The organism is Clostridium sp. CF012 (assembly GCF_018861755.1).
Taxonomy (GTDB): Bacteria; Bacillota; Clostridia; order Clostridiales; family Clostridiaceae; genus Clostridium_AD.
In genome coordinates, this window is record NZ_JAHLEF010000008.1 from 15,513 (window position 1) to 39,300 (window position 23,788).

32 protein-coding genes are annotated in these 23,788 nt (G+C 30.4%); all 32 read left to right on the forward strand.

The window, feature by feature from the left end:
- Positions 1-177: 177 nt before the first annotated feature.
- The 32 genes from KPL50_RS09505 (at position 178) to KPL50_RS09655 (ending at position 23,607) form a co-directional block, all read left to right on the forward strand.
- The gene (locus KPL50_RS09505; protein ID WP_216298230.1) at positions 178-471 is read left to right on the forward strand and encodes a hypothetical protein; all 294 of its coding nucleotides are present in this window, start codon (positions 178-180) and stop codon (positions 469-471) included.
- Between the two features lie 74 nt (positions 472-545).
- Positions 546-989, forward strand: coding sequence for a hypothetical protein (locus tag KPL50_RS27710; protein ID WP_309245157.1), 444 nt, complete (start codon positions 546-548; stop codon positions 987-989).
- Positions 949-1,503, forward strand: coding sequence for a hypothetical protein (locus KPL50_RS27715; protein ID WP_309245158.1), 555 nt, complete (start codon positions 949-951; stop codon positions 1,501-1,503). The genes KPL50_RS27710 and KPL50_RS27715 overlap by 41 nt, the downstream gene beginning before the upstream one ends.
- Before the next feature lie 76 nt (positions 1,504-1,579).
- The gene (locus tag KPL50_RS09515) at positions 1,580-1,717 is read left to right on the forward strand and encodes a hypothetical protein (protein ID WP_216298231.1); all 138 of its coding nucleotides are present in this window, start codon (positions 1,580-1,582) and stop codon (positions 1,715-1,717) included.
- Between the two features lie 113 nt (positions 1,718-1,830).
- Positions 1,831-2,271 carry a GNAT family N-acetyltransferase gene (locus KPL50_RS09520; RefSeq protein WP_216298232.1) on the forward strand — a complete coding sequence of 147 codons (441 nt, stop codon included), beginning with the start codon at positions 1,831-1,833 and terminating at the stop codon, positions 2,269-2,271.
- A 228-nt stretch (positions 2,272-2,499) separates the two neighbouring features.
- Entirely contained in the window at positions 2,500-3,288 is a 789-nt protein-coding gene (locus KPL50_RS09525) for a DUF4037 domain-containing protein (protein WP_216298233.1), read from the forward strand.
- A gap of 259 nt (positions 3,289-3,547) precedes the next feature.
- Positions 3,548-4,024 (forward strand): ASCH domain-containing protein, encoded by a 477-nt coding sequence (locus KPL50_RS09530; protein ID WP_216298234.1) that lies wholly within the window; start codon positions 3,548-3,550, stop codon positions 4,022-4,024.
- Between the two features lie 233 nt (positions 4,025-4,257).
- On the forward strand, positions 4,258-4,680 hold the full coding sequence (locus KPL50_RS09535) for a GNAT family N-acetyltransferase (RefSeq protein ID WP_216298235.1): 423 nt from the start codon (positions 4,258-4,260) through the stop codon (positions 4,678-4,680).
- A 101-nt stretch (positions 4,681-4,781) separates the two neighbouring features.
- Entirely contained in the window at positions 4,782-5,159 is a 378-nt protein-coding gene (locus tag KPL50_RS09540) for a hypothetical protein (RefSeq protein WP_216298236.1), read from the forward strand.
- A gap of 1,049 nt (positions 5,160-6,208) precedes the next feature.
- Positions 6,209-6,892, forward strand: a complete 684-nt coding sequence (locus tag KPL50_RS09545; RefSeq protein ID WP_253200545.1) for a class I SAM-dependent methyltransferase — start codon at positions 6,209-6,211, stop codon at positions 6,890-6,892.
- Positions 6,893-7,022: 130 nt separating this feature from the next.
- A complete protein-coding gene (locus tag KPL50_RS09550) occupies positions 7,023-7,913 on the forward strand; it encodes an ornithine carbamoyltransferase (protein ID WP_216298237.1) in 891 nt (296 codons plus the stop codon).
- A 102-nt stretch (positions 7,914-8,015) separates the two neighbouring features.
- Positions 8,016-8,240: a hypothetical protein gene (locus KPL50_RS09555; protein ID WP_216298238.1), complete on the forward strand. Its 225-nt coding sequence runs from the start codon at positions 8,016-8,018 to the stop codon at positions 8,238-8,240.
- Positions 8,241-8,242: 2 nt separating this feature from the next.
- Positions 8,243-8,368, forward strand: a complete 126-nt coding sequence (locus KPL50_RS27860; protein WP_375372913.1) for a hypothetical protein — start codon at positions 8,243-8,245, stop codon at positions 8,366-8,368.
- Between the two features lie 28 nt (positions 8,369-8,396).
- On the forward strand, positions 8,397-8,789 hold the full coding sequence (locus KPL50_RS09565) for a GNAT family N-acetyltransferase (protein ID WP_216298239.1): 393 nt from the start codon (positions 8,397-8,399) through the stop codon (positions 8,787-8,789).
- 77 nt (positions 8,790-8,866) lie between these two features.
- Positions 8,867-9,904, forward strand: coding sequence for a serine hydrolase (locus tag KPL50_RS09570; RefSeq protein ID WP_253200546.1), 1,038 nt, complete (start codon positions 8,867-8,869; stop codon positions 9,902-9,904).
- Positions 9,905-10,005: 101 nt separating this feature from the next.
- Complete coding sequence (locus KPL50_RS09575; protein WP_216298240.1) at positions 10,006-10,182, forward strand: hypothetical protein; 177 nt, start codon at positions 10,006-10,008, stop codon at positions 10,180-10,182.
- A 214-nt stretch (positions 10,183-10,396) separates the two neighbouring features.
- Positions 10,397-11,335, forward strand: coding sequence for a hypothetical protein (locus KPL50_RS09580; protein WP_216298241.1), 939 nt, complete (start codon positions 10,397-10,399; stop codon positions 11,333-11,335).
- Between the two features lie 59 nt (positions 11,336-11,394).
- On the forward strand, positions 11,395-12,150 hold the full coding sequence (locus KPL50_RS09585; protein WP_216298242.1) for an alpha/beta fold hydrolase: 756 nt from the start codon (positions 11,395-11,397) through the stop codon (positions 12,148-12,150).
- 128 nt (positions 12,151-12,278) lie between these two features.
- Complete coding sequence (locus KPL50_RS09590; RefSeq protein WP_216298243.1) at positions 12,279-13,223, forward strand: NAD-dependent epimerase/dehydratase family protein; 945 nt, start codon at positions 12,279-12,281, stop codon at positions 13,221-13,223.
- A gap of 52 nt (positions 13,224-13,275) precedes the next feature.
- Positions 13,276-13,761, forward strand: a complete 486-nt coding sequence (locus KPL50_RS09595; protein ID WP_216298244.1) for an N-acetyltransferase — start codon at positions 13,276-13,278, stop codon at positions 13,759-13,761.
- Positions 13,762-13,855: 94 nt separating this feature from the next.
- On the forward strand, positions 13,856-14,629 hold the full coding sequence (locus KPL50_RS09600) for a metallophosphoesterase (RefSeq protein ID WP_216298245.1): 774 nt from the start codon (positions 13,856-13,858) through the stop codon (positions 14,627-14,629).
- Positions 14,630-14,714: 85 nt separating this feature from the next.
- Positions 14,715-15,344, forward strand: coding sequence for a non-canonical purine NTP pyrophosphatase (locus KPL50_RS09605; protein ID WP_216298246.1), 630 nt, complete (start codon positions 14,715-14,717; stop codon positions 15,342-15,344).
- A gap of 269 nt (positions 15,345-15,613) precedes the next feature.
- Positions 15,614-15,841, forward strand: coding sequence for a hypothetical protein (locus KPL50_RS09610; protein ID WP_216298247.1), 228 nt, complete (start codon positions 15,614-15,616; stop codon positions 15,839-15,841).
- Between the two features lie 236 nt (positions 15,842-16,077).
- Positions 16,078-17,031, forward strand: a complete 954-nt coding sequence (locus KPL50_RS09615) for an adenosine deaminase (protein ID WP_216298248.1) — start codon at positions 16,078-16,080, stop codon at positions 17,029-17,031.
- Positions 17,024-17,494 carry an HD domain-containing protein gene (locus KPL50_RS09620; RefSeq protein ID WP_216298249.1) on the forward strand — a complete coding sequence of 157 codons (471 nt, stop codon included), beginning with the start codon at positions 17,024-17,026 and terminating at the stop codon, positions 17,492-17,494. Before KPL50_RS09615 ends, KPL50_RS09620 begins: the two co-directional genes overlap by 8 nt.
- A gap of 77 nt (positions 17,495-17,571) precedes the next feature.
- Complete coding sequence (locus KPL50_RS27425; protein WP_290443223.1) at positions 17,572-17,721, forward strand: GNAT family N-acetyltransferase; 150 nt, start codon at positions 17,572-17,574, stop codon at positions 17,719-17,721.
- Positions 17,722-17,910: 189 nt separating this feature from the next.
- Positions 17,911-18,678 carry an alpha/beta fold hydrolase gene (locus tag KPL50_RS09630; RefSeq protein WP_216298250.1) on the forward strand — a complete coding sequence of 256 codons (768 nt, stop codon included), beginning with the start codon at positions 17,911-17,913 and terminating at the stop codon, positions 18,676-18,678.
- 22 nt (positions 18,679-18,700) lie between these two features.
- The gene (locus KPL50_RS09635) at positions 18,701-19,162 is read left to right on the forward strand and encodes a GNAT family N-acetyltransferase (protein WP_216298251.1); all 462 of its coding nucleotides are present in this window, start codon (positions 18,701-18,703) and stop codon (positions 19,160-19,162) included.
- Between the two features lie 117 nt (positions 19,163-19,279).
- Positions 19,280-19,540 (forward strand): TIGR04076 family protein, encoded by a 261-nt coding sequence (locus tag KPL50_RS09640; RefSeq protein WP_216298252.1) that lies wholly within the window; start codon positions 19,280-19,282, stop codon positions 19,538-19,540.
- A gap of 36 nt (positions 19,541-19,576) precedes the next feature.
- Positions 19,577-20,518 carry a DUF1028 domain-containing protein gene (locus KPL50_RS09645; RefSeq protein ID WP_216298253.1) on the forward strand — a complete coding sequence of 314 codons (942 nt, stop codon included), beginning with the start codon at positions 19,577-19,579 and terminating at the stop codon, positions 20,516-20,518.
- Between the two features lie 256 nt (positions 20,519-20,774).
- Positions 20,775-21,605, forward strand: coding sequence for an alpha/beta fold hydrolase (locus KPL50_RS09650; RefSeq protein ID WP_216298254.1), 831 nt, complete (start codon positions 20,775-20,777; stop codon positions 21,603-21,605).
- A gap of 379 nt (positions 21,606-21,984) precedes the next feature.
- On the forward strand, positions 21,985-23,607 hold the full coding sequence (locus KPL50_RS09655) for a HEAT repeat domain-containing protein (protein ID WP_216298255.1): 1,623 nt from the start codon (positions 21,985-21,987) through the stop codon (positions 23,605-23,607).
- Positions 23,608-23,788 lie beyond the last annotated feature (181 nt).

The following is a 23,788-nucleotide window of genomic DNA, read 5'->3' on the forward strand; positions in this document are numbered from 1 at the left end:
TTTGAGATTCCCATTAAGAAATATTCTGGTAAAAGCTACAATATTAAAGCAAGTATAAAGGTTGATGACTATGTAATTTTTTTTAATAGAATAACCATAGCGCCTACACTTACAACACTTTATTTTAATCACAGCAGTGGGTATAATCGAAATGAAGAAATATCAGGGCTTGAGGATATGAGAATAATATCAAAGGGTAAAGAATATAAGCCCTATAACTTTGGCAATGGAGACTGGAACCCATATTCAACTATAGGCTATGGAGATAATGAAATGATATTTGATTCTATGTATTTTGAAAATGCTAAGGATACCCCAATAAAGCTAAGCCGGCTAAGTACAAAAATTACTGAAGAAAAGCCAAAGGAATTTGTTATCAAGCTGGATGAAACTAGCCCTCAGGAATTTGAGTATCTTGGCACAAAGCTATATATTAATAATTTAAAGGTAGGCCAGGATATTGCATTATAGACAATGCTAGAAAAGTAATTGTATTTAAAAGCGAAGAAAGATTATTAATATTAGTCCCTATTGGAGGAAAGAAAATGAAAGACTTCTATTCTGATAAGTTCATTGAAGCATTAAAGAAACATGACATACATAAATTAAGAACGATTCCAAAATCAGATTTGCACAATCATTTTGTATTAGGTGGTAGTAGAGATTATATTCAACTTCAAACTGGAATAGAAATTCCTTTTTTAAAAGGAATTTTAGCTAGTATGAAAGATATGAATGATTGGAATAACATGTATATTGGCGAAAGATTTAATACCAAAGAAATGCGAAAACTGCTAATTGATGCAACTTTCGTTCAAGCGAAAGAAGATGGAATTAAAATTCTTGAGATTGGAGAAGACGTTTGGGGGTTAGGAGAATTTTTTGATAATAGCATAGAAGAGTTAATTCGTGTATTTCAAGAGGCTAACCAAAGGATAGCACCAGAAGTTGAAATTGCGGTTACAAATAGGATTATCAAGACATTGTGACGCAAATTATCTATTAAAGTGTTTAGACCCTTTCTGGGGACACAATATTTTTTATTCGATTGATTTATATGGTGATGAATTAGCACAACCAATTGAAAAATTTATCCCGATTTATAAGAAAGCTAAAAATGAGGGATTGAAGCTTAAAGCCCATATTGGAGAGTGGGGAACTGCTGATGATGTGAAAAAGGGAGTTGAACTGTTGGGATTGGATGAAGTGCAGCACGGAATTGCTGCGTTCAGTTCAGAAGAGGTGATTCAGTTTTTAATAGATAATCATATTCGGTTAAATATTACACCTACAAGTAATGTCAAACTGGGCAGAGTTCAAGAATTAAAAACACATCCTATTAGAGATCTTTATCGTTGTGGAGTCGATGTAACTCTCAATTCTGATGATATACTTATTTTTGATAGCGGTATCTCCAAGGAATACTTAAGATTATATGATGCAGAAACATTAACCGCAGAAGAGCTTGATGATATAAGAGTTAATGGTTTGCGAAGATTATGAACAATATATCAATTTACATTTATGTTAGAATATTCTTCTGACGCACCACAATTATTATGAAGTATGAAGCTAAGAAATGATAACTGGAGCAGGTATTGCTCAAAGTGTAGTGCCTAAAACTGCGTATAATAAAATGTTGCAGTCCGCCTTGACTGGTGGACTCTTTTTTATAGCAATGTGTAAATTTATGGTTTATAATCTATATATAGGTTAGCGTTTAACTACCGCCAAGGCACATTAAGGTGTTTCTGAAATTGAGGATTATAATGTTTAAATCAGCTCCTATGAAGGCTATTTATATAATCTATAAGAAGGAAGGTTTTTAGAATGAATAACAAAATGGTATATTTAAAGATAAGCTCAGCTGATTATGAAATACTAACAAATATAATGACTTCTGCATTTAACGAAGATACATCTATGCACACTGATTTCGAAGAAGACGGTCCTGGTGGATACAATGACGGTAGTTTACTTAAATTGCTCAATGAACATGAAGGTTTTCAAAGCTATAAAATAGTTTATCAGAATAATATTATTGGTGCTTATACTGTTGCAATTAAACAGGCTAATGAATACGCTTTAGAAATGCTATTTATCGATCCACATTACAGAAAAAATCATTTAGGAATTATAGTGTGGAAAGATATAGAAGAAAAATATATAGATGCAAAAAAATGGACTGTTGAAACCCCAGATTATTCAAAGAGAAACCACCATTTTTACACTAAAAAGTGTGGATTTGTATTTAAAAGAGAAACCATATGAGATAACGGTGCTAAATCTTTTATTTTTGAGAAACAGAAATGACATTACAAGTATTAGATTTATGGAACATAAATCTGTATTTCAATGATTTATTTATTATTGATACTTTAAAAACAATACAATTTTAAAATTGATTATATAGGTTTTCAAAAGTTATTGGACATGCTTTTATTAAGATGTAGTTGTAATTTATCGCAAATTAAATTTCTTCTAAAAGGTGGAGATAACATGGTTCATGATACAGAGAAGATCATAGATACATTAATGAATAGTATTTCAACAATGAGGGATGTACAATCAATCGGCATAAGTGGTAGTAAAACTCCGCTTCCCAAGGCAGGAGAGAGTGATATTGATGTTTTTATATATTGTGATATGATACCTGAATTTGAGAAGAGGCAAGCCATAATAAATCATTTAGGTGACCAGATACAGGAAGGTAAAATCAATGTCTTTAAAGAAGGACATTGGGGGATAGGAGATTTTATACTTATAAATGGTATTGAAACTTGGTTAATGTATTTTACAGTAAGTGAAACTTTAATTGATGTAGAATCTATACTCAATGGTGAATATCCAGACAAATTGGATAATTATTATTATCCTATAGGTCGATGTGCCATGTTAAATAATATAAATGTTTTATACGACAAAAATGATTTTTTATATGAATTGAAAAAAAGATTATCCGAGTATCCTGATAAATTGGCAAAATTACTTATACAATATCATTTGGATGAACTCGAAGATACAGAAGATTTAGAACGTGCTGTAATCAGAAAGGATGTACTTTTTTATCACTTTGCAATAGATATTGCAATTGACCATTTCCTTCAAGCACTGTTTGCTATTAATAGAACCTATTTCCCAAGCCGAAAAAGAACACTTGATTTCATTGAAAATTTTAATATTAAACCCCAAGAATGTAGCGAAAAATTATTAGAAGTTGTTAACTTAGGTAGTTTCTCAGAAGGTATTAACCAATCTTTTATGTTGTGGAATAATATGGTTAATTAATTGAAAAAAATGGATAATATCTAATATTATTAATTCGCAATTTTCATATACTGCACCACAATAATTATGTAGTATGAAATATATTCAAGTAAGCACGGTCGCGCTAAGGCTCAAGAATGTAAGGAAAAGCAAGTATTGGCTTGTTTATTTATTAAAAGATGTGAGATTGAATGATAAAGTTTTTGATAAGTACAAGCAAACTTATTGTTACTTATATAATACGAAATATCTAGCATAAAACTCGAGGGAGGTTGCGGTAATGGAAATTGAAAAATATTCACAAGAAAAAATTGATATATTTTGGAAATCATTTTTGAGAGAAACGAGCAGATATGAAACAACAAAGTATTTAGAGGTATTTCATTTTGAATTAACTGAAAAATGTGCCAATGAATTATTGCGTTTGGTGTTAATTGGGCAAAAGAAGGCTACGGCAAGTAGTTTATGGGGGTATGAAATTGAAGGTGAGCGTGCACCAGAGGTTGGTGATTTAAGTATTGTCACTGATTGGGAAGGTGTACCACAATGTATTATTGAAACAATTGCAGTAACAATTATTCCATTTTCAGATATTACTTATGATATTTGTAAGCGTGAGGGCGAGGATGATACCTTGGAATCTTGGCGTGCGGGACATATTCATTTTTTTAAGGAAGAAGGAAATGAACTTGGGTATGAATTTAGGGATGATATGCCAGTGATTTTTGAAGATTTTGAAGTAGTATATCAAGTATAGATTTTATAGGTAAAATAAATCTAATCTCTATTGCTATAGTTGAGACATAACATTCTTATAGTACGCAATAAATCTAAGGATAACTGGAGTAAGCTTTGACATGCTTGAAAAGTAGTTGTGCTTTTATACGAACCTATAAATTGTTCAGATTTTGCTTGCACCTTACGCAGCGTAATCATTTATACTTTCTTTACGATATTAATTGTATATTAATAATTCAAGGAGGAGAAGAAATGAAGCTAAAAATTCAATGTAATTGTTTAAATATTGATTGGGATTATGTATCTGAAATATTGAAAAAAGTTGGAATGGCATATTTTGAAGGAGAAATGCATAAGAAAGCCTTCGAAAATAGTCATACGGTTATATTTGCTTTTGATGATGATAAGCTAATTGGATTTGGTCGTGCAATTTCAGACGGAACCTACCAGGCTGCAATTTATGATGTAGCTGTATTACCTGAATATCAAGGTAATAATGTAGGTAGGTCAATTGTTAATGGTATTTTAAAATGTATTCCACAATGTAGTATTATATTATATGCATCACCTGGCAAAGAAATTTTTTATGAAAAGTTAAATTTTAAAAAAATGAAGACGGGAATGGCACTATTTAGTAATAAAGAAAAAATGCAGGAAAAAGGTTTTACTCAATAATTTAAATAGTAATGGTATTTATTTTGTGTTACCGTTGGTTTCTTATTTAATTTAGTTCGTATCTTTCTTTATATTGCACAACAGTTATTCATACCTCCGTTTTGATCAAAACTAATGATAATAAATTTGCTATTGGTGAAATGAATGAGGGAACAGCATTTCCTTTTAAGCTTCATTATGTTGGCGGAGGGATAGATAAGAGTGATATTAAAGGATCCATTTTAGATTTAAAGCATAATATTAAAAAAGAAATTTTTGAAGAGATAGGTATCGAGGTTGAAAATAAAAGAATTATGAAAAGCTTGAAGCCTTGCTATTTAAAAAGTGGGGGTCTAAGTAACTTTATATCAGCTATTTACATATTGGAATTATTAATTAATGAAGATGAGCTTAAAATACTACTAAATAAGCATAATGAAGAGTTAGCATTAAAAATGGAAATGCAAGAAATAAGATCCTTAATTTTTCTTGATGCTTAAAGACAAGCTATAGAGGAATTTGTAAATAACGATAAAAGAGAGAATGATGGGAATCTTATAGCAACATTGGAGGCAGTAGTTGGAATAAGACCAGTTTTAAGATTCAAGTAAATAAGGGGGTGATATATGGGTAATAAAAGTGTTAGGTACATAATTATATAAGTGTAAATAAAAAAACAGTGCAAAAACTATTTTTTAAATATGACAAAGAGGCTCAAGTAGAAAATTTACAACTATTGAAAAGATAGCCAAGCTGCACATGCGAAGCAAAGCGAAGTCGCTTCTAAGCTTCTCGGCGTTAGGAATTAGTAACGTTAGCTGAAGAATACGCTAACGTTACTATACATCAAACTAATCCTAAGTTATAAATAATGAAATAAAAAAATGTTTCCGTCTTCCTTGGTTGGTGGACTATTTTTTTATAGCAATGTGTAAATTTATGACTTATAATCTATATATAGGTTAGTAGTGAATCTACACAAAGGCACATTTACCCGTCTAAGTGTGCGGTCGCACTAAGGCGGTTATTATATGCCATTCCAAAGATAGTTACTTAGGATACGTTAATTAATGTTATTAAAGATAAGGTACAAGCATGAAAAATTAGTTGGAACAAGGTGTGCCAACTATGGAGGCTGCAAGATTGCTATTGCTAGAAGGATCAAAGTTAAAACCTGGTCCTTGGATTGAACATTCAATTAATGCCGGAAGAGCGGCAGAGTTGATATCAAAGATATAAGAACTAGAACTTGTTTTGGAAGATGGGATTACTGTAGTGATGAAGTATGGTTGATGTGGCATTAAGGCATGGGACACATGAGCATATTATTACTAAACGGAAAGCAAATTTCAAAATAAACTATATTTTGAAGAGGAAATGAGAAAGTCAATATATAGTGTATTACCAGGTATTATAGAGAATACTTTTGAATTATAAAGGTTGTTATTTGGTTTGACCTGATTGAGACGTAGTTGTAGTATGTGACGAACTGTTTAAAATCGCTAATAGAAGTAAACAACAAATATAAATTTATTAAGGGGAAACAAAGATGAGTATTTCGATAAACAAAACTAAAATGGAATTTAATAAAGTAGCAGAAGAATATGATTTTATGGAATCATTATTTGATAATAGTGAATTTTTCGTTTTAGAAATGTCAGATAACAAAGGTTCCGCATTGGATATAGGTTGTGGTTCAGGTATTTTGGCATATAAATTGTCAAAATATTACGATAAAGTAATAGGTATTGATATATCGGAAGAAATGTTACATATTGCTTCTAGTAAAAGACAATCACCAAATATCAAATATATAAATATGGATGCTAATGAGTTGAGGTTATATAAAAAGTTTGATTTGATAACAAGTCGGACAACTTTTCATCATATAAATAATATTCCATTATTACTCACCGAAATTAAGGATATGGTTAACCCTGGCGGTAAAATTGTAATTGTAGATGTTATATCTAACTTTGAAAAAGAACCAACGATATTTAGTATTATTGAAGCATTTGCAAGACTTATACCTAATTGTAAAATGTTTGGTGCAAAGATTGGATTTAGAATATTTAAATTTAATATTTCAAAGGATTGGCTAAAGCATTTAGCTTCAGATAGGTATTTATCAGAACAGAAATTCAAAAATTTATTTACTACTTATTTGCCAGGATGTAGAATTGTCAAAAATGGTTATCAAATGCAGGTTATCTGGGAAAATAAAAATATATAGGATAGGATACTGCAGTTAATACACTATGGAAGTTAAAAAAAGCAAAAAAGAATTTGTAAACTGTATTTTAGAGTGTGGCAACACGAAACGTTAGGCGAAATATTATTTAAAATAGAAATGGAGATGGAAAATGAAAGATTTAATAAGCATAGAAAAACTTACAACAAGAGAAATCGTAAATTTATTGGATTTCGCAGATGACATTAAGGAATGGCATAAAAAAGGAAAGGAATATAAACCATTAAAAGATAAGACAGTTATAACATCATTTCCGGCAACAAGTCTTAGAACTAGAATCTCATTTGAAACGGGAATATTCCAATTAGGTGCAAACTCAATTAATATGGAAATTGAATTTGCAGGAAAAGAACCCTTAGTTGATAAAGTAGGATATTTAAACTGTTGGATAGATTTTTTAGTTATTAGGTATCCACGTCAAGATATTATAGAGCAAATAGGGAGAAATGCAAATTTTTCAGTTGTGAATGCAATGTCAGGGCAAAGTCATCCTTGTGAAATTTTGAGTGATCTACAAACAATAAGAGAAAAAAGAGGTAATTTAAAAAGTTTAAAGTTTGTTTTTGTTGGAGAAGGAGCGAATATATCTAATACATGGTTTGAAATAGCTGCAAAGTTAAACTTGAATTTAACGCAGGTATGTCCAGAAGGATATGAAGTAAATGAAAGACTATATGAATATGCAAGAATTAATTCTAAAGGTGAGATAAGTGTAACAAATGACATTAAAAAAGGATTGAAAAATGCAGATATTATATTAACAGATGGTTGGCCAGTGAAGAGAGAAAATCAAGAACAATTTAAAAAATTTCTACCGTATCAGATTAATATGAATACTATTAAAATTGCAAATACTGATTGTCTTATAAACCCTTGTCCACCATTTACAAGGGGAAATGAGATTGATGATGAAGTAATAAAATCAACCCATTTTATTGGATATAGTGCAAAAGAAAGATTATTACATATGCAAAAGGCAATCCTTGCTACACTAAAAAAATAGAAAGTTACTCCGCCTGTTGCATATTCACTCTCTGAATGAAATTAGATATATTTATGAAACACAAAATGTTGCTGTCCGCCTTGATTGAAGGGTCCTTCGAGTGTGGTCAAGTTACTGGTCGGCTATTACTATAATGTATCAAGGTTATATGGATTAGGCGATGATTTCATTGATAAGTTTAATCTTTATAAAAATAATATTGAACCTAAAATAGTTATGCCATTTCCATATGCACTAGAAGTATGTAGAAAGTTTATTACATTGGGTGGAAGAAACTATATTCTAACTCATGGAGGAAATTCAACACTAAAAATTCTTCAGCATTAGTAATTGGGGATAGAGAATGTGAGATATTAGGAGGAAATGCGGCAGGAATTAGGGTATGCCTGTACAATACAAATAATATTGAATTTAATGAAGCACAATCTTTGTTATTTACTACGCCATGTTTTTAAAAATTAAGTAAGGGAGGTAAGTTATACTATGATTATGTATCATACAGATAAAAAAGTTGATTATGAAAAGTTAAAAATCTTATTTGATGAGGTAGGATGGAATGATAAAACTGAGGATATTAATAGATTAAAAACCATGGTAAAAAATTCTCAAATAGTAGTTACTGCATGGGATGAAGAAATAATGGTTGGATTTGCCAGGTGTACAACTGATTATGTATTTAATGGACAAATAAATAATGTAGTAGTGGATTCGAAATACAGAAGAAAAGGCATTGGTAAAGTTTTAGTAAATAAGATAGTAGATAGTAGCAAACAAGTTACCTACATGTTAAGGGGAAGTAGCAGCAATGAGGAGTTCTATAGAATTCTAGGTTTTGAAAATGGTCCAATATCTTTGATTTATAAACGCAAAGATTAAGGAAAATATCTCTTTAAATCTATTATAATAACGAAAAAACGATATTAGTTACTTTAAGGGGCAGGGGGGAATATAAATTGGATATTAGCAATGTTTTTTTCGAAAAAATGATTGATAAGATAAATAAAGTAAAACCATTTTCGGGAGTAGTATTAGTTCAGCAAAACGATAAGATAATTTTTCAAAAAGCATACGGGTTTGCAAATATAAGTGAAGAAATTGCAAATACAATGGATACAAGATTTGGTATTGCTTCTGGATGTAAGATATTTACTGCAATAGCAATATGTCAATTAGTTGAAAAAGGGGTATTATCATTTAATACTTTATTAAGAGATTTTTTAAATACTTCATTTATTGAATTTGATCAAAATATTTCTATTCATCATTTATTGACACACAGTTCAGGTATACCAGATTATTTCGATGAAGATACAATGAATGATTATAGTGCATTATGGAATGATATACCGATGTACCGTATGAAAACCCCTAAGGATTTTATTTCAATGTTTGCTAGTCAAAAAATGAAATTTAGTCCTGGAGACAAATTTCAATACAACAATGCAGGATTTATCTTATTGGGATTAATTATTGAACAACAAACAGGTATGCATTTTACAGAGTATGTTGAAAAAAATATTTTTCTTCCCTGTGGTATGTATGATTCAGGGTATTTTTCTTTAGATAAGTTACCTAAGAATGTTGCATATGGATATATTAAAAATGAATTAGATGATTCTTGGAAAACAAATATTTATTCTATTCCTATTATCGGAGGCCCTGATGGAGGCGCATTTATAACAGCACTTGATATGATTAGATTTTGGAAGGGGCTTTTGGGGTGCAAGTTACTAAGTAAGGACTATGTACAAAAACTTACGACAGATTATATTTCAGCTGGTAATGATGAGTATTATGGATATGGTCTATGGATAAATAACCGAAGGAATGAAATTTTTAAATATCATGCTATGGGTGGAGATCCTGGTGTATGTTTTAGATCATCAGTATATCCAAAAAAAGATATTCAAATTGTAGTTATAGGAAATAAAGAGTATGGTGCTTATGCTATCACAAAAGAAATCGAGAATAGTATATTGCTCCAGAATTAAAGCACACAGAAGGGTCTCGGCGTCTAAAGTATGTGAAATTATAGCATCTGATAGGATATATTCATGATATTTAAGAGGATTTAAAATTGAGGGGGAAAAGTATGAATGAAAAAATAAGATTAGAAGCTGCATTAGATACTGATGCAAAGCAAATAAGAAATATGATGATTTATGTTGAAAGTGATGAAACTGACAGATGGTATGATAATGGTGAAAGACCTTTTATACCTGGTTATAATTCTATTGATATGCAAAAATATAATTACTTTCAAATTTAGAAAGCAATTAACATAACTCATCAGATAACAAAATGTTGACGTCCACCTTGGCTGGTGGATTTTTTTATATAGCAACGTGTAAATTTATGGTTTATAATCTATATATAGGTTGATTGCTTAAGCATTTAGTAAATTTTATTTTTAGTCATATTAATGTGAGTTGGATTTTTAGAATATTAGTACAAAAAAGTCATATGACGAAAGGAAGCTTAGCATGTTTGAAGAACTTAACAGGGAACTTATAAATGTCAAAGAAAAACTATTGAGAAAAAAGAAATTTCAAAGTTCAGTTAACCAGACCAGGGAAGCATTGCAAAAGGAATTAGAAAGAAAGCTAGAGCTGGAAAACATTCTTAAAGATGAGGATAATGATGTTAAAAAACTTGAATCATTAAGTATTACTAGTATATTTTATTCAATACTTGGGAGTAAACATCAACAGCTTGAAAAGGAGAGGCAAGAATTGCTTTCTGTCAGGCTAAAGTATGATGAGTGTTGCAAATCAGTTTTAGCATTAGAGAGTGAACTTGTATCTTATAAATCCTCATTAAACAGTCTACTTGGCGTAGATTGTGAATATGAAACTGTATTGAAGCACAAAGAAGAGTTTATACTGCAATTAAATGATGGTAATTCTCAAAAACTACTTCAACTTATAGAAACCCTAGCTGACCTTGAAGCACAGAGGAAAGAATTGAAGGAAGCAATTGCATCAGGTGATGCTGTACAAATAGAACTTGGACATGTAATAAATTCTCTTGAAAGTGCTGAAGGCTGGGGAACATGGGATATATTAGGTGGAGGTTTACTTGCCACTGCGGCTAAGCACTCACATATTGATGAAGCTAAGGAATATGTACATCATACAAAAATTGCATTGATTCGATTCCAAAATGAATTATCCGATGTGAATTTAATAATGAATATAGATATAAATATTGGGTCTTTCGAAACCTTTGCAGATTATTTTTTTGATGGTCTTATATCTGATTGGGTTGTACAATCAAGAATTCATGAATCATTAGACTGTGCACAGCGTGTTGCAAACAATGTAGACAGTGTAATAGGTTCACTGAAAGAAAAGTTAAATACTACAGGAAGCGACTTGCTTTCAACAGAAAAAAATATTAAATTTCTTGTTGAACAAGCATAAATGCAGCTTGAGAGCAATTATTATTTGTTTAATTTACGATATATGATTGGAGGATGAATATGATATTTAAAGAATTTGGCAATAAAAATATGCCAGTTATTATTTTTATTCATGGGGGCGGATTGTCATGGTGGTCATGGAAAGCACAAATTGAAGCATTAAAAAAGGATTTTTATATTATTACCCCCATTATTGATGGGCATGGTGATGCTTGGGATACCACATTCGTAAGCATAAAGGAATCAGCTGAACAGGTTATTAAATACATAAAAGGAAATTATAATGGAAAAGTTTTCGCAATCTGTGGTCTTTCTATTGGTGCTCAAATTACTGTTGAAATATTATCCAAAGAATCTGATATTACTGAAAATGCTGTTATAGAAAGTGCATTGGTTTATCCTATCAAAATGGCAATTGCACTAACTGTACCAATGTATAATATGTGCTATGGTTTAATTAAAAAAAGATGGTTTGCAAAATTACAGGCTAAAACATTGAATGTACCAGATGAATTATTTGAGAACTATTATAAGGAAAGTTCACGAATGACAAAAGAATCACTAATCAATTTTACTATAAGTAATGGGGATTATCCAATGCCGGAAGCTTTATGCAACACAAAAGCAAAAACATTAATATTAGTTGGTGAGAAAGAATTATCAGTAATGAAAAAATCTGCAAGGTTACTGCACGAAACCATTATCGGAAGCTTTTTAAAAGTAATTGAAAAAAGCGGACATGGCGAAATTAGTTTAATCTATCCAGACAAATACCTTAATCTGTTGCAACAGCTTTTTATAAATAATATTAAATGAGAACAATTGTCCTTTGTAATAACTAGCTCCCATATATCAAAATGATCAAGATTTTGACCATAGCAAGGGGCGTGGGCAACACGAAGCTTAGGTGTAATCTTTTATTAAAGATGAAAGGAGAATAAAGCATGAAAATTTTAGTCATGGGTGGAACCGAATTTGTAAGCAGTTCTTTAACGAAATATTTAATATCAAGAGGTTATATCGTGGATATATTTACAAGAGGAATTAAGCCTACTAGCTATAGTGGAATTAGAAAGCATTTAAAAGGCGATAGAAAATCAATTGAAGATTTAAAACTAAATATCTCAAATGAAAGTTATGATTATATTTTTGATACATCAGCATATGTAAAGGAGGATGTGCAAAAATTAATTTCAACTTTAAATAAAGAAAATTTAAAAAGATATGTATTTTGTAGCTCAGGGGCTGTGTACACACCTTCAGATAAGATAAATACAGAAGAATTTACACGAGGTGAAAATGTAAATTGGGGAAGCTATGGATTAGATAAAAAGAAAGCTGAAGACTATTTATTTGGACTATGGAAAGAAGAAAAATTTCCTATAACTATATTTAGACCAACTTACATATATGGAGAAGATAATAATTTATATAGAGAAACCTATTTATTTGATAGGGTAACCAAAGGATTAGATGTTCCTATACCAGATGGGGATGAAGAAACACAATTTGTATATATAAGCGATTTGGTTAAAGTATTTGAAAGTGCTATACATACAGATAAAACAGTAGGACAAGCATACAATGTAACCAATAGCGAGACAGTAACTTGGCAACAGTTAGTTGAAACAACTATGAAGGTAGTGAATAGAAAAGTAAATATAATAAAGGTTGATAGTGAAAAAGTAAATATAAGTATAAGAGATTATTTTCCTTTTAGAAATGTCACATATCTCTTAGATACAAAAAAAGCTGAAGAAGATGGGTTATATATGCCACAAATTGATTTATTTGAGGGATTAGAACTAGCATATAAATGGTATTGTAATGCTAAGCCAGAAGTAAAGGATGAAAAAATGAATAAAATTGATTTAGTATTAGAGATATAAAGAAGACTACACTTAGTGGAAATCTTATTGAAAATTTGAGTAGAGGTGTTGTATGGAAATAACGATAGTAAAAGGAAGTATGGATTATATAGTTGATTGTGAAGATTCATTATTAAATTCTGAACTAGGAATAAGATATTTTTCAGAAAAAGGAAGTGCTAGAAAGGCGTTAGAAGATGGGTTTAAGAAGGATGAGATATATGTTGCCCTAGATATTAATCACAATTGTAAGGGTTTCATATGGTTTATTTTAAAGGCAGCATTTCATTCATTTCCATACCTTCACATTATTGCAGTCAAGAAAGAAAATCGTAAACTTGGAATAGGGAAAAAACTATTAGAATTCTTTGAGAATATTTGCTTTATTGACTATACAAAACTATTTTTAGTAGTTGGAGATTTTAATCACCATGCCAAAGTGTTGTATGAAAAGATTGGATACATAGAAGTTGGTATTTTACCAGGTTTGTATAGAGAAGGGATAAATGAATATTTGATGATGAAAATAAGAGATGAGGAAAAATCTTATTTAAAATGAAAAAGAAACAAAAACAGCCCCGCGAAAGGTTTTTAACTGCATATAACAAAATATTGTATATTTATAATTATCAATGAGAGGTGAAAAGTATTTTATGAGAATTGCAGTAGTTGCTGATATACATAGTAACCATATTGCTTTTGAAGCAGTATTAAAGGATATAAATAATAGAGATATAGATATGATTTTTTTTCTAGGTGATTATATTTTTGGAGGTTATGGATCAAATGAAACTGTTGATTTGTTAATGCATTACCAAAAGCAAAGTAAAAAACATTTAATTATATCAGGTAATATTGATGAATTCATAGCTCCAATAGAAGAAAATGCTGATTGGATATATCCGGTAAATAAACAAATATACAACGAACTAGGTACAGAACGTGTATCATATTTGAAGGCTCTTCCATCAAATGTTTTAGTTGAAGAGGAAGGAATCTCTATGTATTTGTGCCATAATCCATCAGATATTGAAGTCTTTACAGTAGTTGATAGTTTAAAAAGAGAAAATAATATTCCTAATATAAGAGGGCTTGCTGAGGTTGCCATGGGTATGGAAAGTGATGTTTGTATTTTTGGGCATTATCATTTGTTTATGGATGAAGAAGTAAATGGGAAAAGGTTTATATGTCCTAGCTCTGTAGGAATGCCATTTAATGGAGACCCAAGAGCACAGTATATTATATTAGATATTTTTGAAGGTAATATAACAACATCAAGGCAGTATGTTGAATATGACAGACTAAAACTAGTAGAAGGCTTTGATAAAAAGGGGTATTTTGAGAAAGATGGCAATTGGTCGATGAATATGGTTACTACTATATTAACAGCACATAATTATATTGGTACACAAGATCTTAGGAAGTAAGGTTAGTAGAATTAATTAGTCCATACAAAAGGTTATATGACATAGACCTTCTGGTTTCTATGTACTAAAAAAAGGAATTGATATTATGAATTTAATATATGGAACCTATAATCCATCTAAGTTAGAAAGCATGATAAAGATCCTGGGCGGATTGAATATTACTATTACTGATCTCGGAACTCTCGATATGGAATTAAAAGAGGCTGAAGAAACAGGGAAAGATCCATTATCAAATGCAACCCAAAAGGCCAGATCTTATTTTGAACAGATTAAACAACCCATATTTTCTTGTGATACTGGATTATATTTTGAAGGGGTTGATGAAAAAGACCAACCCGGTGTACTTATAAAAAGAATTCATGGAAAGAATTTGACTTATATAGAGATGCTCAGTTACTATAGCAATTTAGCAACAAAATATGGTGGGAAGTTAATTGCATATTATAAGAACTCCATATGTTTGGTAATGGATGAGAATAATATTTATAAATATGAGGGCGAAGATATATATTCTGAAAAATTTTATATTGTAGACAAACCACATAAAAAATATAGAGAAGGTTTTCCGTTAGATTCATTATCTGTAGAGATAGAAAGCATGAAATATTATTATGATTTAGAGGGTAGTGAGAGTGAAAATTTAGGAGTTATTTATGGATTTAGAAATTTTTTTATTAAAAGTCTATCTGATTATTTAAATATTAATTCGTTTTAAGTTTGTTGAAAACTAACAAAGTTCTATGTACTATAACAAAATATTGCATCTACCTTTGCTGGTTGAACATTTTATATAGCGCTATGTAAATTTATTACTTATTAGTGGTCATGCATATACCCAATTGGATAAAGTAAGGGAGAGACAAATTAAAATATTTAATACACATGATTTTGAAACCCATGGTGTTCCTGAATGGTACTTAAGCATCTGAGCTTGGTATTATGTGGTGAATTTATTAAAATGCTAATACATTTGGAGGATAACAAATGTTATATAAAGAAGATATAATTAAAATACTTAAGTATATGGACTTGCCTTTAAGCGAATATTGGATAACCTCTGGTGCAGGATTAGTACTTCATGGAGTTAAAGAAAGAACAAATGACATTGATCTAGGGTGCACCACTAATTTAATTGAGTATTTTCTGAAAAAAGGTTGTAAGTACAGAGTGACGGAAGATAATTCAAGAATTATGGAAATAAACGATAAATAGAAATACTAGAAAATTGGTTTGTTGATGAAATAGAATTCATTGATGCATTACCTGTAGGTACTTTAGAAAGCATTAAAAAGCAAAAATCAGAGTTAGGAAGAGAAAAAGATATAAACGATATAAAAATGATAGAAAAATATATCGAAAGCAAAAATTAGTGAATATTATTCTTTATATAAAATTGTAATGCCATTTAATTCATTTGACTTTACCACAGTTCGTGAAAGGGGTGTACTATGGAAGAGAAATTTATTAAGGCACTAGAAAGTAACGATTTAGATGAAATGAGAAAAATACCAAAAGGAGATTTGCATAACCATAGCACAAGAGGTGGCAATAAAAGATATATCGAAGAATGGGCAGGCGTAAGTATACCTAAATGTCCCAAACTTAAGGATCTTAATGACATGAATACCTGGAATGCACAATATATTAAACCATTAGTTATAGGCACTTTGGGCTTTGAAAAGCGAATAGAAGCAGCTTTTATGCAGGCTAAGATGGATGGCGTAACGGTACTTCATATGAGTGTCGGTTTTGGGGAAGCAGTTTGGTATGATAACTCTGTAGATGATTTGGTACAAGCATTAAAAAGAATTCATCAAAGATTTGCTCCAGAGGTTCTTTTTATACCAGAAATCGCATTGAGCTCATTTACACCTATTGATGAAATGAATGAAGGGTTAGAACAATTTTTATCTCAGGATTATTTTAAATCTATTGATATGTTTGGAGATGAATTTGCTATACCAACTTTTAAAAAAGTATTTAGAAAAGCTAAAGAAAAAGGATTAATCTTAAAAGCGCACGTGGGTGAATTTGGAACTGCTGAATTAATTAGAGAGGCAGTAGAAGAATTAGAACTTGACCAGGTACAGCATGGAATAGCTGCCGCAAATTCTCAGAGTATAATGAGATGGTTATGTGATAATAAAATACAGCTTAATGTATGTCCGACAAGTAATATTTTACTTAGTAGAGTAGAAAGTTATAAAGTTCACCCTATTAGAAAACTTTATGATAATGGCATTAAAGTAACTATAAATACTGATGATATGCTTATTTTTGATCAAAGTGTTTCTCAGGAATTTTTTAACCTTTATAATGCTGGTTTGTTTAATGCAAATGAACTAAATGAAATAAGAGAAAATTCACTAAATTTAATTAGGGGGAAGGGACAATATGGATAGATTAGAAATGGTTCGAGATATTGTTGATGAAATTTTAAGACAACAACTCAATAAGGAAAAAAGTCGCTGTGGCTTTGTTCATCTTTACGGAGTAGCTTCTCTTTGTGGCTTACTAGCACTTAAAAGAAATTTAAATTCAGAATTATGTTCAATTGCAGGGATGTTGCATGATATTTCAAGTTATAAAACAGGAGATTATGTTGATCATGCAAAATTAAGTTCTGATGAGACAAAAGGAATAATGGGCGAACTGTGTTGTTTTACTGAAGAAGAGATAGCAATAATTTGTGAAATGATTTTAAATCATAGTGATAAGCAAACTATTAATGGTATTTATAGTGAATTGTTAAAAGATGCAGATGTTCTACAACATTACCTTTATAATACCTCATTTGAAATAAATGATCATGAGAGAAAAAGGTTAACAAGAATAATTGAAGAATTGGGAAGTAGTATAGAATAATAAAATTAAGATTAATTAAATGCAAGGCAAAACTAATCATACTATTATTATCCAGGATTGTTTAGCATATTGCCACACTGGAACTTTATGTTAATACAATATTTAGAGGTCGGGGAATAGCTAAAGAACTAATGAATCAATTAGAATTGTTTACAAAGAAATTAGGATTTAAAGATTTATATTTAAGAACAGATCATACAGCAGATTATTATAAAAAACTAAGTTAGGGATATTTTTTTGAAACAAAAGACGAATTTGGAATAAGTACAGAAGTTTTTAAGAAAGATTTATAGAACTTATTTGGCGAATTTAACGACTATCAAGTCTAATTGGTATAAGCATCACATAACAAAAATTCTTCATTTAGCTTGGATTGAAAAGGCATCAATGCAAATAAATTTATGGGGGAATAATTTATGAATTCAAAATATATTATATCAGCCGATGGTGCTAAAATTGCATACAATGTTTTTGGAAAAGGCTTGCCACTTGTACTAGTTCATGGTATGGGATCAAATAAAGAAATGTGGGTTGATAGAGGTTGGATAGAAATCTTTAAGAACTATTTTACTGTCATTACAATTGATATAAGGGGTAATGGAGAAAGTGACAAATCATATAACCCAAATTTTTATTCAGCAAATAATATACTAGAAGACATTAATATCGTTGTCAATGAATGTGGATTTAATGAGTATAGCTATTTCGGGCATTCATATGGTGCAACTATTGGTTTACAATTATGTAAACGAAATAAAAATATAAAAAAAGTTGTATGTGGTGGTAGTATTTTTGGCAATAAATTTTTCAAGGAAATAGTACCGGAATGGATTAATGAATATGAGAGCTTGCATTTAAAAAAGAAAAATAATATGCTAGATCAACAAAATCTATCGAAAGATGATGTAGAATGGATAGAAAAAACTGATTTTAACTTAGCAATTGCTCAACTTAAAGCATGGGCTAATTGGGAAGGCATTGAAGTTAAGGATATTAAAACAAGTTTAGCAGTGTATTCAGGAACTGAAGACAATCCACAAGTTTTAGAGAATTTAAAAACTAATGAAATTGAAATAAGGAAAAACGATATTGCTTTAAAAATATTTGATAAGCTTAACCATTCTGATTTAGTAGGCAAAGCAGATATTGTATCACCTTGGGTTTTAGATTTTTTGTTAAAATGAAAAATAAAAGGGAGTGATGCAAATGAATTACATACTTGCTGCTATAGGGTATGAAGCAAGTGAATTAAGTAGGATAGCAATTAAATCGGAGTCATATTGGGGCTATGATTATGATTTTATGGATAAATTCAAGGTTATTTACGAAGTAACTGAGGAATTTATCAGAAAAAATCCAACATTTATCATTTATGAAAATGATAAAATTGTAGGATTTTATACTATTTTAATTAAACCGGAAGGAAATTCAATAGAGTATTTTTATATTGAACCTCAATGTATAGGAAAAGGTTATGGAAAAAAGATGTGGGACCATTTAGCAAATTATTGTAAAGCACATAGTATAAAGGATTTTACACTAGTAACTAGTCCACAAGCTAAAGAGTTTTATGAAAAAATGGGAGCTATACAAATAGGCGAAGTCGAATCTACTTTAAAAAAGGGAAGAAAAATTCCAAAACTCAAGTGTAACTTATCAGATATTTAATTCAGCTATCTAAATACGTGTGGTACTTACTTCAGCGGGTAGTAGTCAACAGAACAAATTGTTGCAGTCCGCGTTGGGTTGTATCAGAACTATAGAAAATTGAGGAGGCAAAAAATTATGCCAAAAGTAAAGCTAACCATAAAAGAAAGTGAATGTAGGTGCGGTTATTACAATAAGGGTAATAGTTTTATTGTTGATAATATATGTCCACCTATTTGTCATGAACTTTGGAATAGCATTTATCCAAGTGTGTATGCTCTTCTAAATGGTGCTACATTAGACTGTGGCGATTGTAAAGATACAAAATTTGAAATGAAATGTCCTGATAATGGTAGGGTTGTTATTTGTGGAGAAATAGAAGGGAAGGGAGATAAGTAATTATCTTCTTATCATTAAATTTTCGGGAGGGAAAAGATGGGTAAAATCGATTATACAGAGTTTACAAATACATATTCTATTGTTGCATTTGATCCTATTAAACATCAGTTGGGGATTGCAATGCAAACCCACAACTTTGCTGCATGTAACCGCGTCATTTACGCAGAACCTGGTGTTGGTGTAGTTGCAAGTCAGTCATATACAAATCCTAGTTATGGATTTGAAGGCATTAAAATGATGAGAGAAGGGAATTTGCCGGAACAAATACTAAAAGATTTAATAGAACAAGATGTAGATTCAGAATATAGGCAAATTGGTATTATAGATGCTAATGGTAATGTTAGTGCACATACAGGAAGTAATTGCATTAGAGAAGCAGGACATAGAATAGGTAAACATTATTCATGTCAAGCAAATATGATGTTGAAAGATACAGTTTGGGATGCAATGGGAAGTGCATTTGAAAGTTGTGATGGTGAATTAGCTGATTGTATTATGAATGCAATGGAGGCCGCTGAATCTGAAGGTGGGGATATTCGCGGAGCACAATCTGCAGCAATCACTATAGTTACATCTGATCCAATTGACAAACCATGGTTAGGCTACATTTATGATTTTAAGGTATATGATAATCCTAAACCCTTAAAAGAACTCAGACGACTCATTAACTTAAAAAAAGCTAATAACTGCATTGATAGTTCTCATATTATACTTCATGAAAGTAGCTTAGATAGTACAAAAATATCTTCATCAATTAAGCAGTTTACTCTTGCTGTAAATAAAATACCTAATGAAGATAGTAGAGTACAGCAACAATTTTATTATGCGCTGAGCTTATTAAAGTGTGGTTTAAAAGATGAGTCAATTTCTTTGCTTAAAAGCGTATTTACAGCTGAACCAATTTGGAAAGAGGTTGCATCTAGAATTGCAAAAGCAGAATCTAATGAATGTCTTTCTGAAATAATAGATAATCTTTAAGCTTAAAGGATAAAACTTATAACATGAAAGGGTGTGCATACTATGTCGCCAAAAATCATGATTGACTGTATTAAATATCTTGAAGAAAACAATTATATCATTAAAAACCCAACTAAAAAATCTGTTGAACTAAAAAAATTAGCGATAATTAGAGTTTAGTTGCAATACAAATTGCTTTAAATTTATTATAAGACTAGATGTGCTAAACATGATGACATTTAGCTGAATTAAATTAAGAAATTAGAGGAGGGATACTATGGAAAAAACAAAGATCTACAGAAATATTGCTAAGCTAAAGAATATTGACATGTTTTATTTTGATACCAAAGCTGAAGGGCCAACTATTCTTTGTCTTCATGGAAGATGGGGAAGAGCAGAAACCTGGTATGATTTTATTAATCACTATGGAAAACAATACAGAATTATCGCACCAGATAAAAGAGGACACGGATTGAGTAGTAAACCTTTAGCGGAATATACGACTGAAGAAATGGCTGAGGATATAATTGAACTGTTAAATTTTTTAAAGATAGATTCAGTTATTTTAGTAGGCCATTCTATGGGTGGAGCAGTAGCTGGATATTTAGCAGCAGTATATCCTAAGTACGTAAATGCATTAGCTATACTTGACAAATCTGCAGCAGAACCTGCAGAGCTAAACGATTTACCGTTAGATAAAAGTCAACTCAGTGATCCTTTAACAAAAGACTGGCCTTTACCATTTGCCACACTAAATGCAGCAATGAATTTTATTAAACAAGCTACGGATTCAAATTTGGAATATCAATATTTTATGAATAGTTTGGTGGAAACTGTAGAAGGATATCAGATGATGTTCAGTCCTAAGGCTATGGCTATTGGCATTGCACATAATAAAGAGTGGTATAATCTATTACCAAACATAAAGTGTTTAGTACTGTTAATCAAATCAAAAGGCAACGAGGTAATACCAGATGAAGACTTTATAAAAATGCAATCTCTACTTCCAAATTGCATTGCCCGTGAAATGTCACATCCAGACCACAATATTCATTTAAAAAATATAGAAGAATTTTATAAATATTTTGATGAATTTTTAACATATTAATAAGTATAAATTATTTACAAAAACATTTTATCCGAAAAACTGACAACGTATTAGAGAAAATAATTATGCCCATTTATATGTTGTATTTATTGATAAGGAAGTTGTTGGTTGTGGACAGTTTCAAGTTTTTGGGGAAACAAGGACGAAAGTATACTTTTAACAATATTTTTTATACCTGAATTGGAATAGGAAGAGCGATAATTCTATAAAATTGGTTGAAACGCTTATCAAAAAAATATGCAAAACCATTGTATGTTAAATTAACGATAATAATTACAATGATACTGAAAATAAATTAGAGAGCGTTTAGATTGTTCTATTTCCTAAAATCAGACGAGGTAGTATGGGGAAATAAAGACAGAAAGAAGGTGGCAAACACATGATTAAGAAAATCCTTCAAAAAATTATTAATTTAAACATAATTAGGGTTCTAGAAGAAAATAACACTACAACTTCACAATCAAATAGTAGGATACAGACTAATAGACTGCTTGAATTTATAAGAGACAATAGAGAATTATCAGCTATACCAGATGTATTTCAACTATTGTTAAGTAAAAATGCAGAAATTAAGTTACAGTCTGCAAAAAGTCTCCATGCTATTATGCGTACATTGAATTCTACTCAGTTAATAAAAGTTGATAAAATATTCAGAGCTAGGGGCTCATATGACTGGAATTATAATTTGGAAAACAAAGAACCTAAAGAGTTACTACATCATTTATTGTCAGAAGAGGAGAAGGTGACAATATTAGGTTTATGCAGTTTTCATCCCAATGGATATTTTAGGGAGAAGGCAATAATAAATCTTTCACAGTTGGAAAAAGGTTATGCAATACCTTACCTTTTAATCAGAGTTAATGATTGGGTAAGGGAGGTGAAAAATGTTTCAAAAAAATATTTGCTGAGTAATCTGAATCCAGGAAACGCTATGAATCTCGTTAATAACTTGCCTTTGGTCTTAAGATTGGGAGACTGCTGCAGAGATGAACATGATGATATTATCAATTCAGTTGTTTCTATGTTATCTAGTCCCGAATGTTCTTCAAAGCTAATAAGTGGAGTATTGTCAATTGATTCAAAGGTAAGATTATCTTGTTACAAAATAATCCTTGAAACAAGGATTTTAGATAATAAAAATATAATAGATTATTTAATTAAAGACCCCAATTCTTATATAAGACTTTTTGTACTTAGGAATATACAGAGAAAGATAGCACTTGAAGAGTTTATTATTATTTCACAGTTATTACTCAATGATAGATGTTCTCAAATTAGGATACTTGCACTTGAGACCATATATGAATTTAATCGTCAAGATGCTGTAGCTATATTAATAAATAGTTTATTTGACAGAAATAACTCTGTAAGAGAGTTATCACGTTATTTACTTATGAAGGATAAAAAATATGATTTTGCATCATTATACCGTGATGCGATACAGAAAAACGAGAAAGTATATTCCAGCATCTGTGGTCTAGGAGAGACGGGGAATATTAACGATACAAAAAATATTGCTGAATTTATGGACTCTAATAGTGTCAAAATCGTAAAAGCATCTATAAATACATTAGCACGACTGGATTTTGCAGGCTATAAAGAGAAATTCATTTTAATTTTAAATGACTGCAGACCTGGCATTTCTAAATCTGCTAGAAGAGTGTTATACAAAGAGCTTGACTCTAGCGATGCAGATATTATATATAATATATTTAAACGAACTATATATGATCATGCAAAAACTAACTCTTGTTTTCTTTTGTGTTCATTAAGTAAATGGTATGCTATAAGCTATATTATAGAATTTTGTGCAGATAAAAATGAAACTATTGCTACACTTGGACAATATTCACTGGAAAATTGGAAACTAAAATTTAATCGCTCCTTTACAACCCCTACTAAAAATCAGGTTTTAGCGATAAGAAAATCACTAATAATCTTTGGAACGTCAATTAAAGATAGTGACAGGAAATTTATCGAGTTTAGTATTAGAAATTTTTAATAAGTAGAATTGAAGTGTAATTATGAATAAAACTGCTTAAAGCAAAATACACCAGTTCGCTATGAATGAAAAGACTTTCACACAACATTTTGTCGAAGATTGGCCATGGTAAAATAAAACTGTGGGTAACTAAAAATCACTTTACAATATAGCAAATTAAAATATTTTTATTATAACAAAT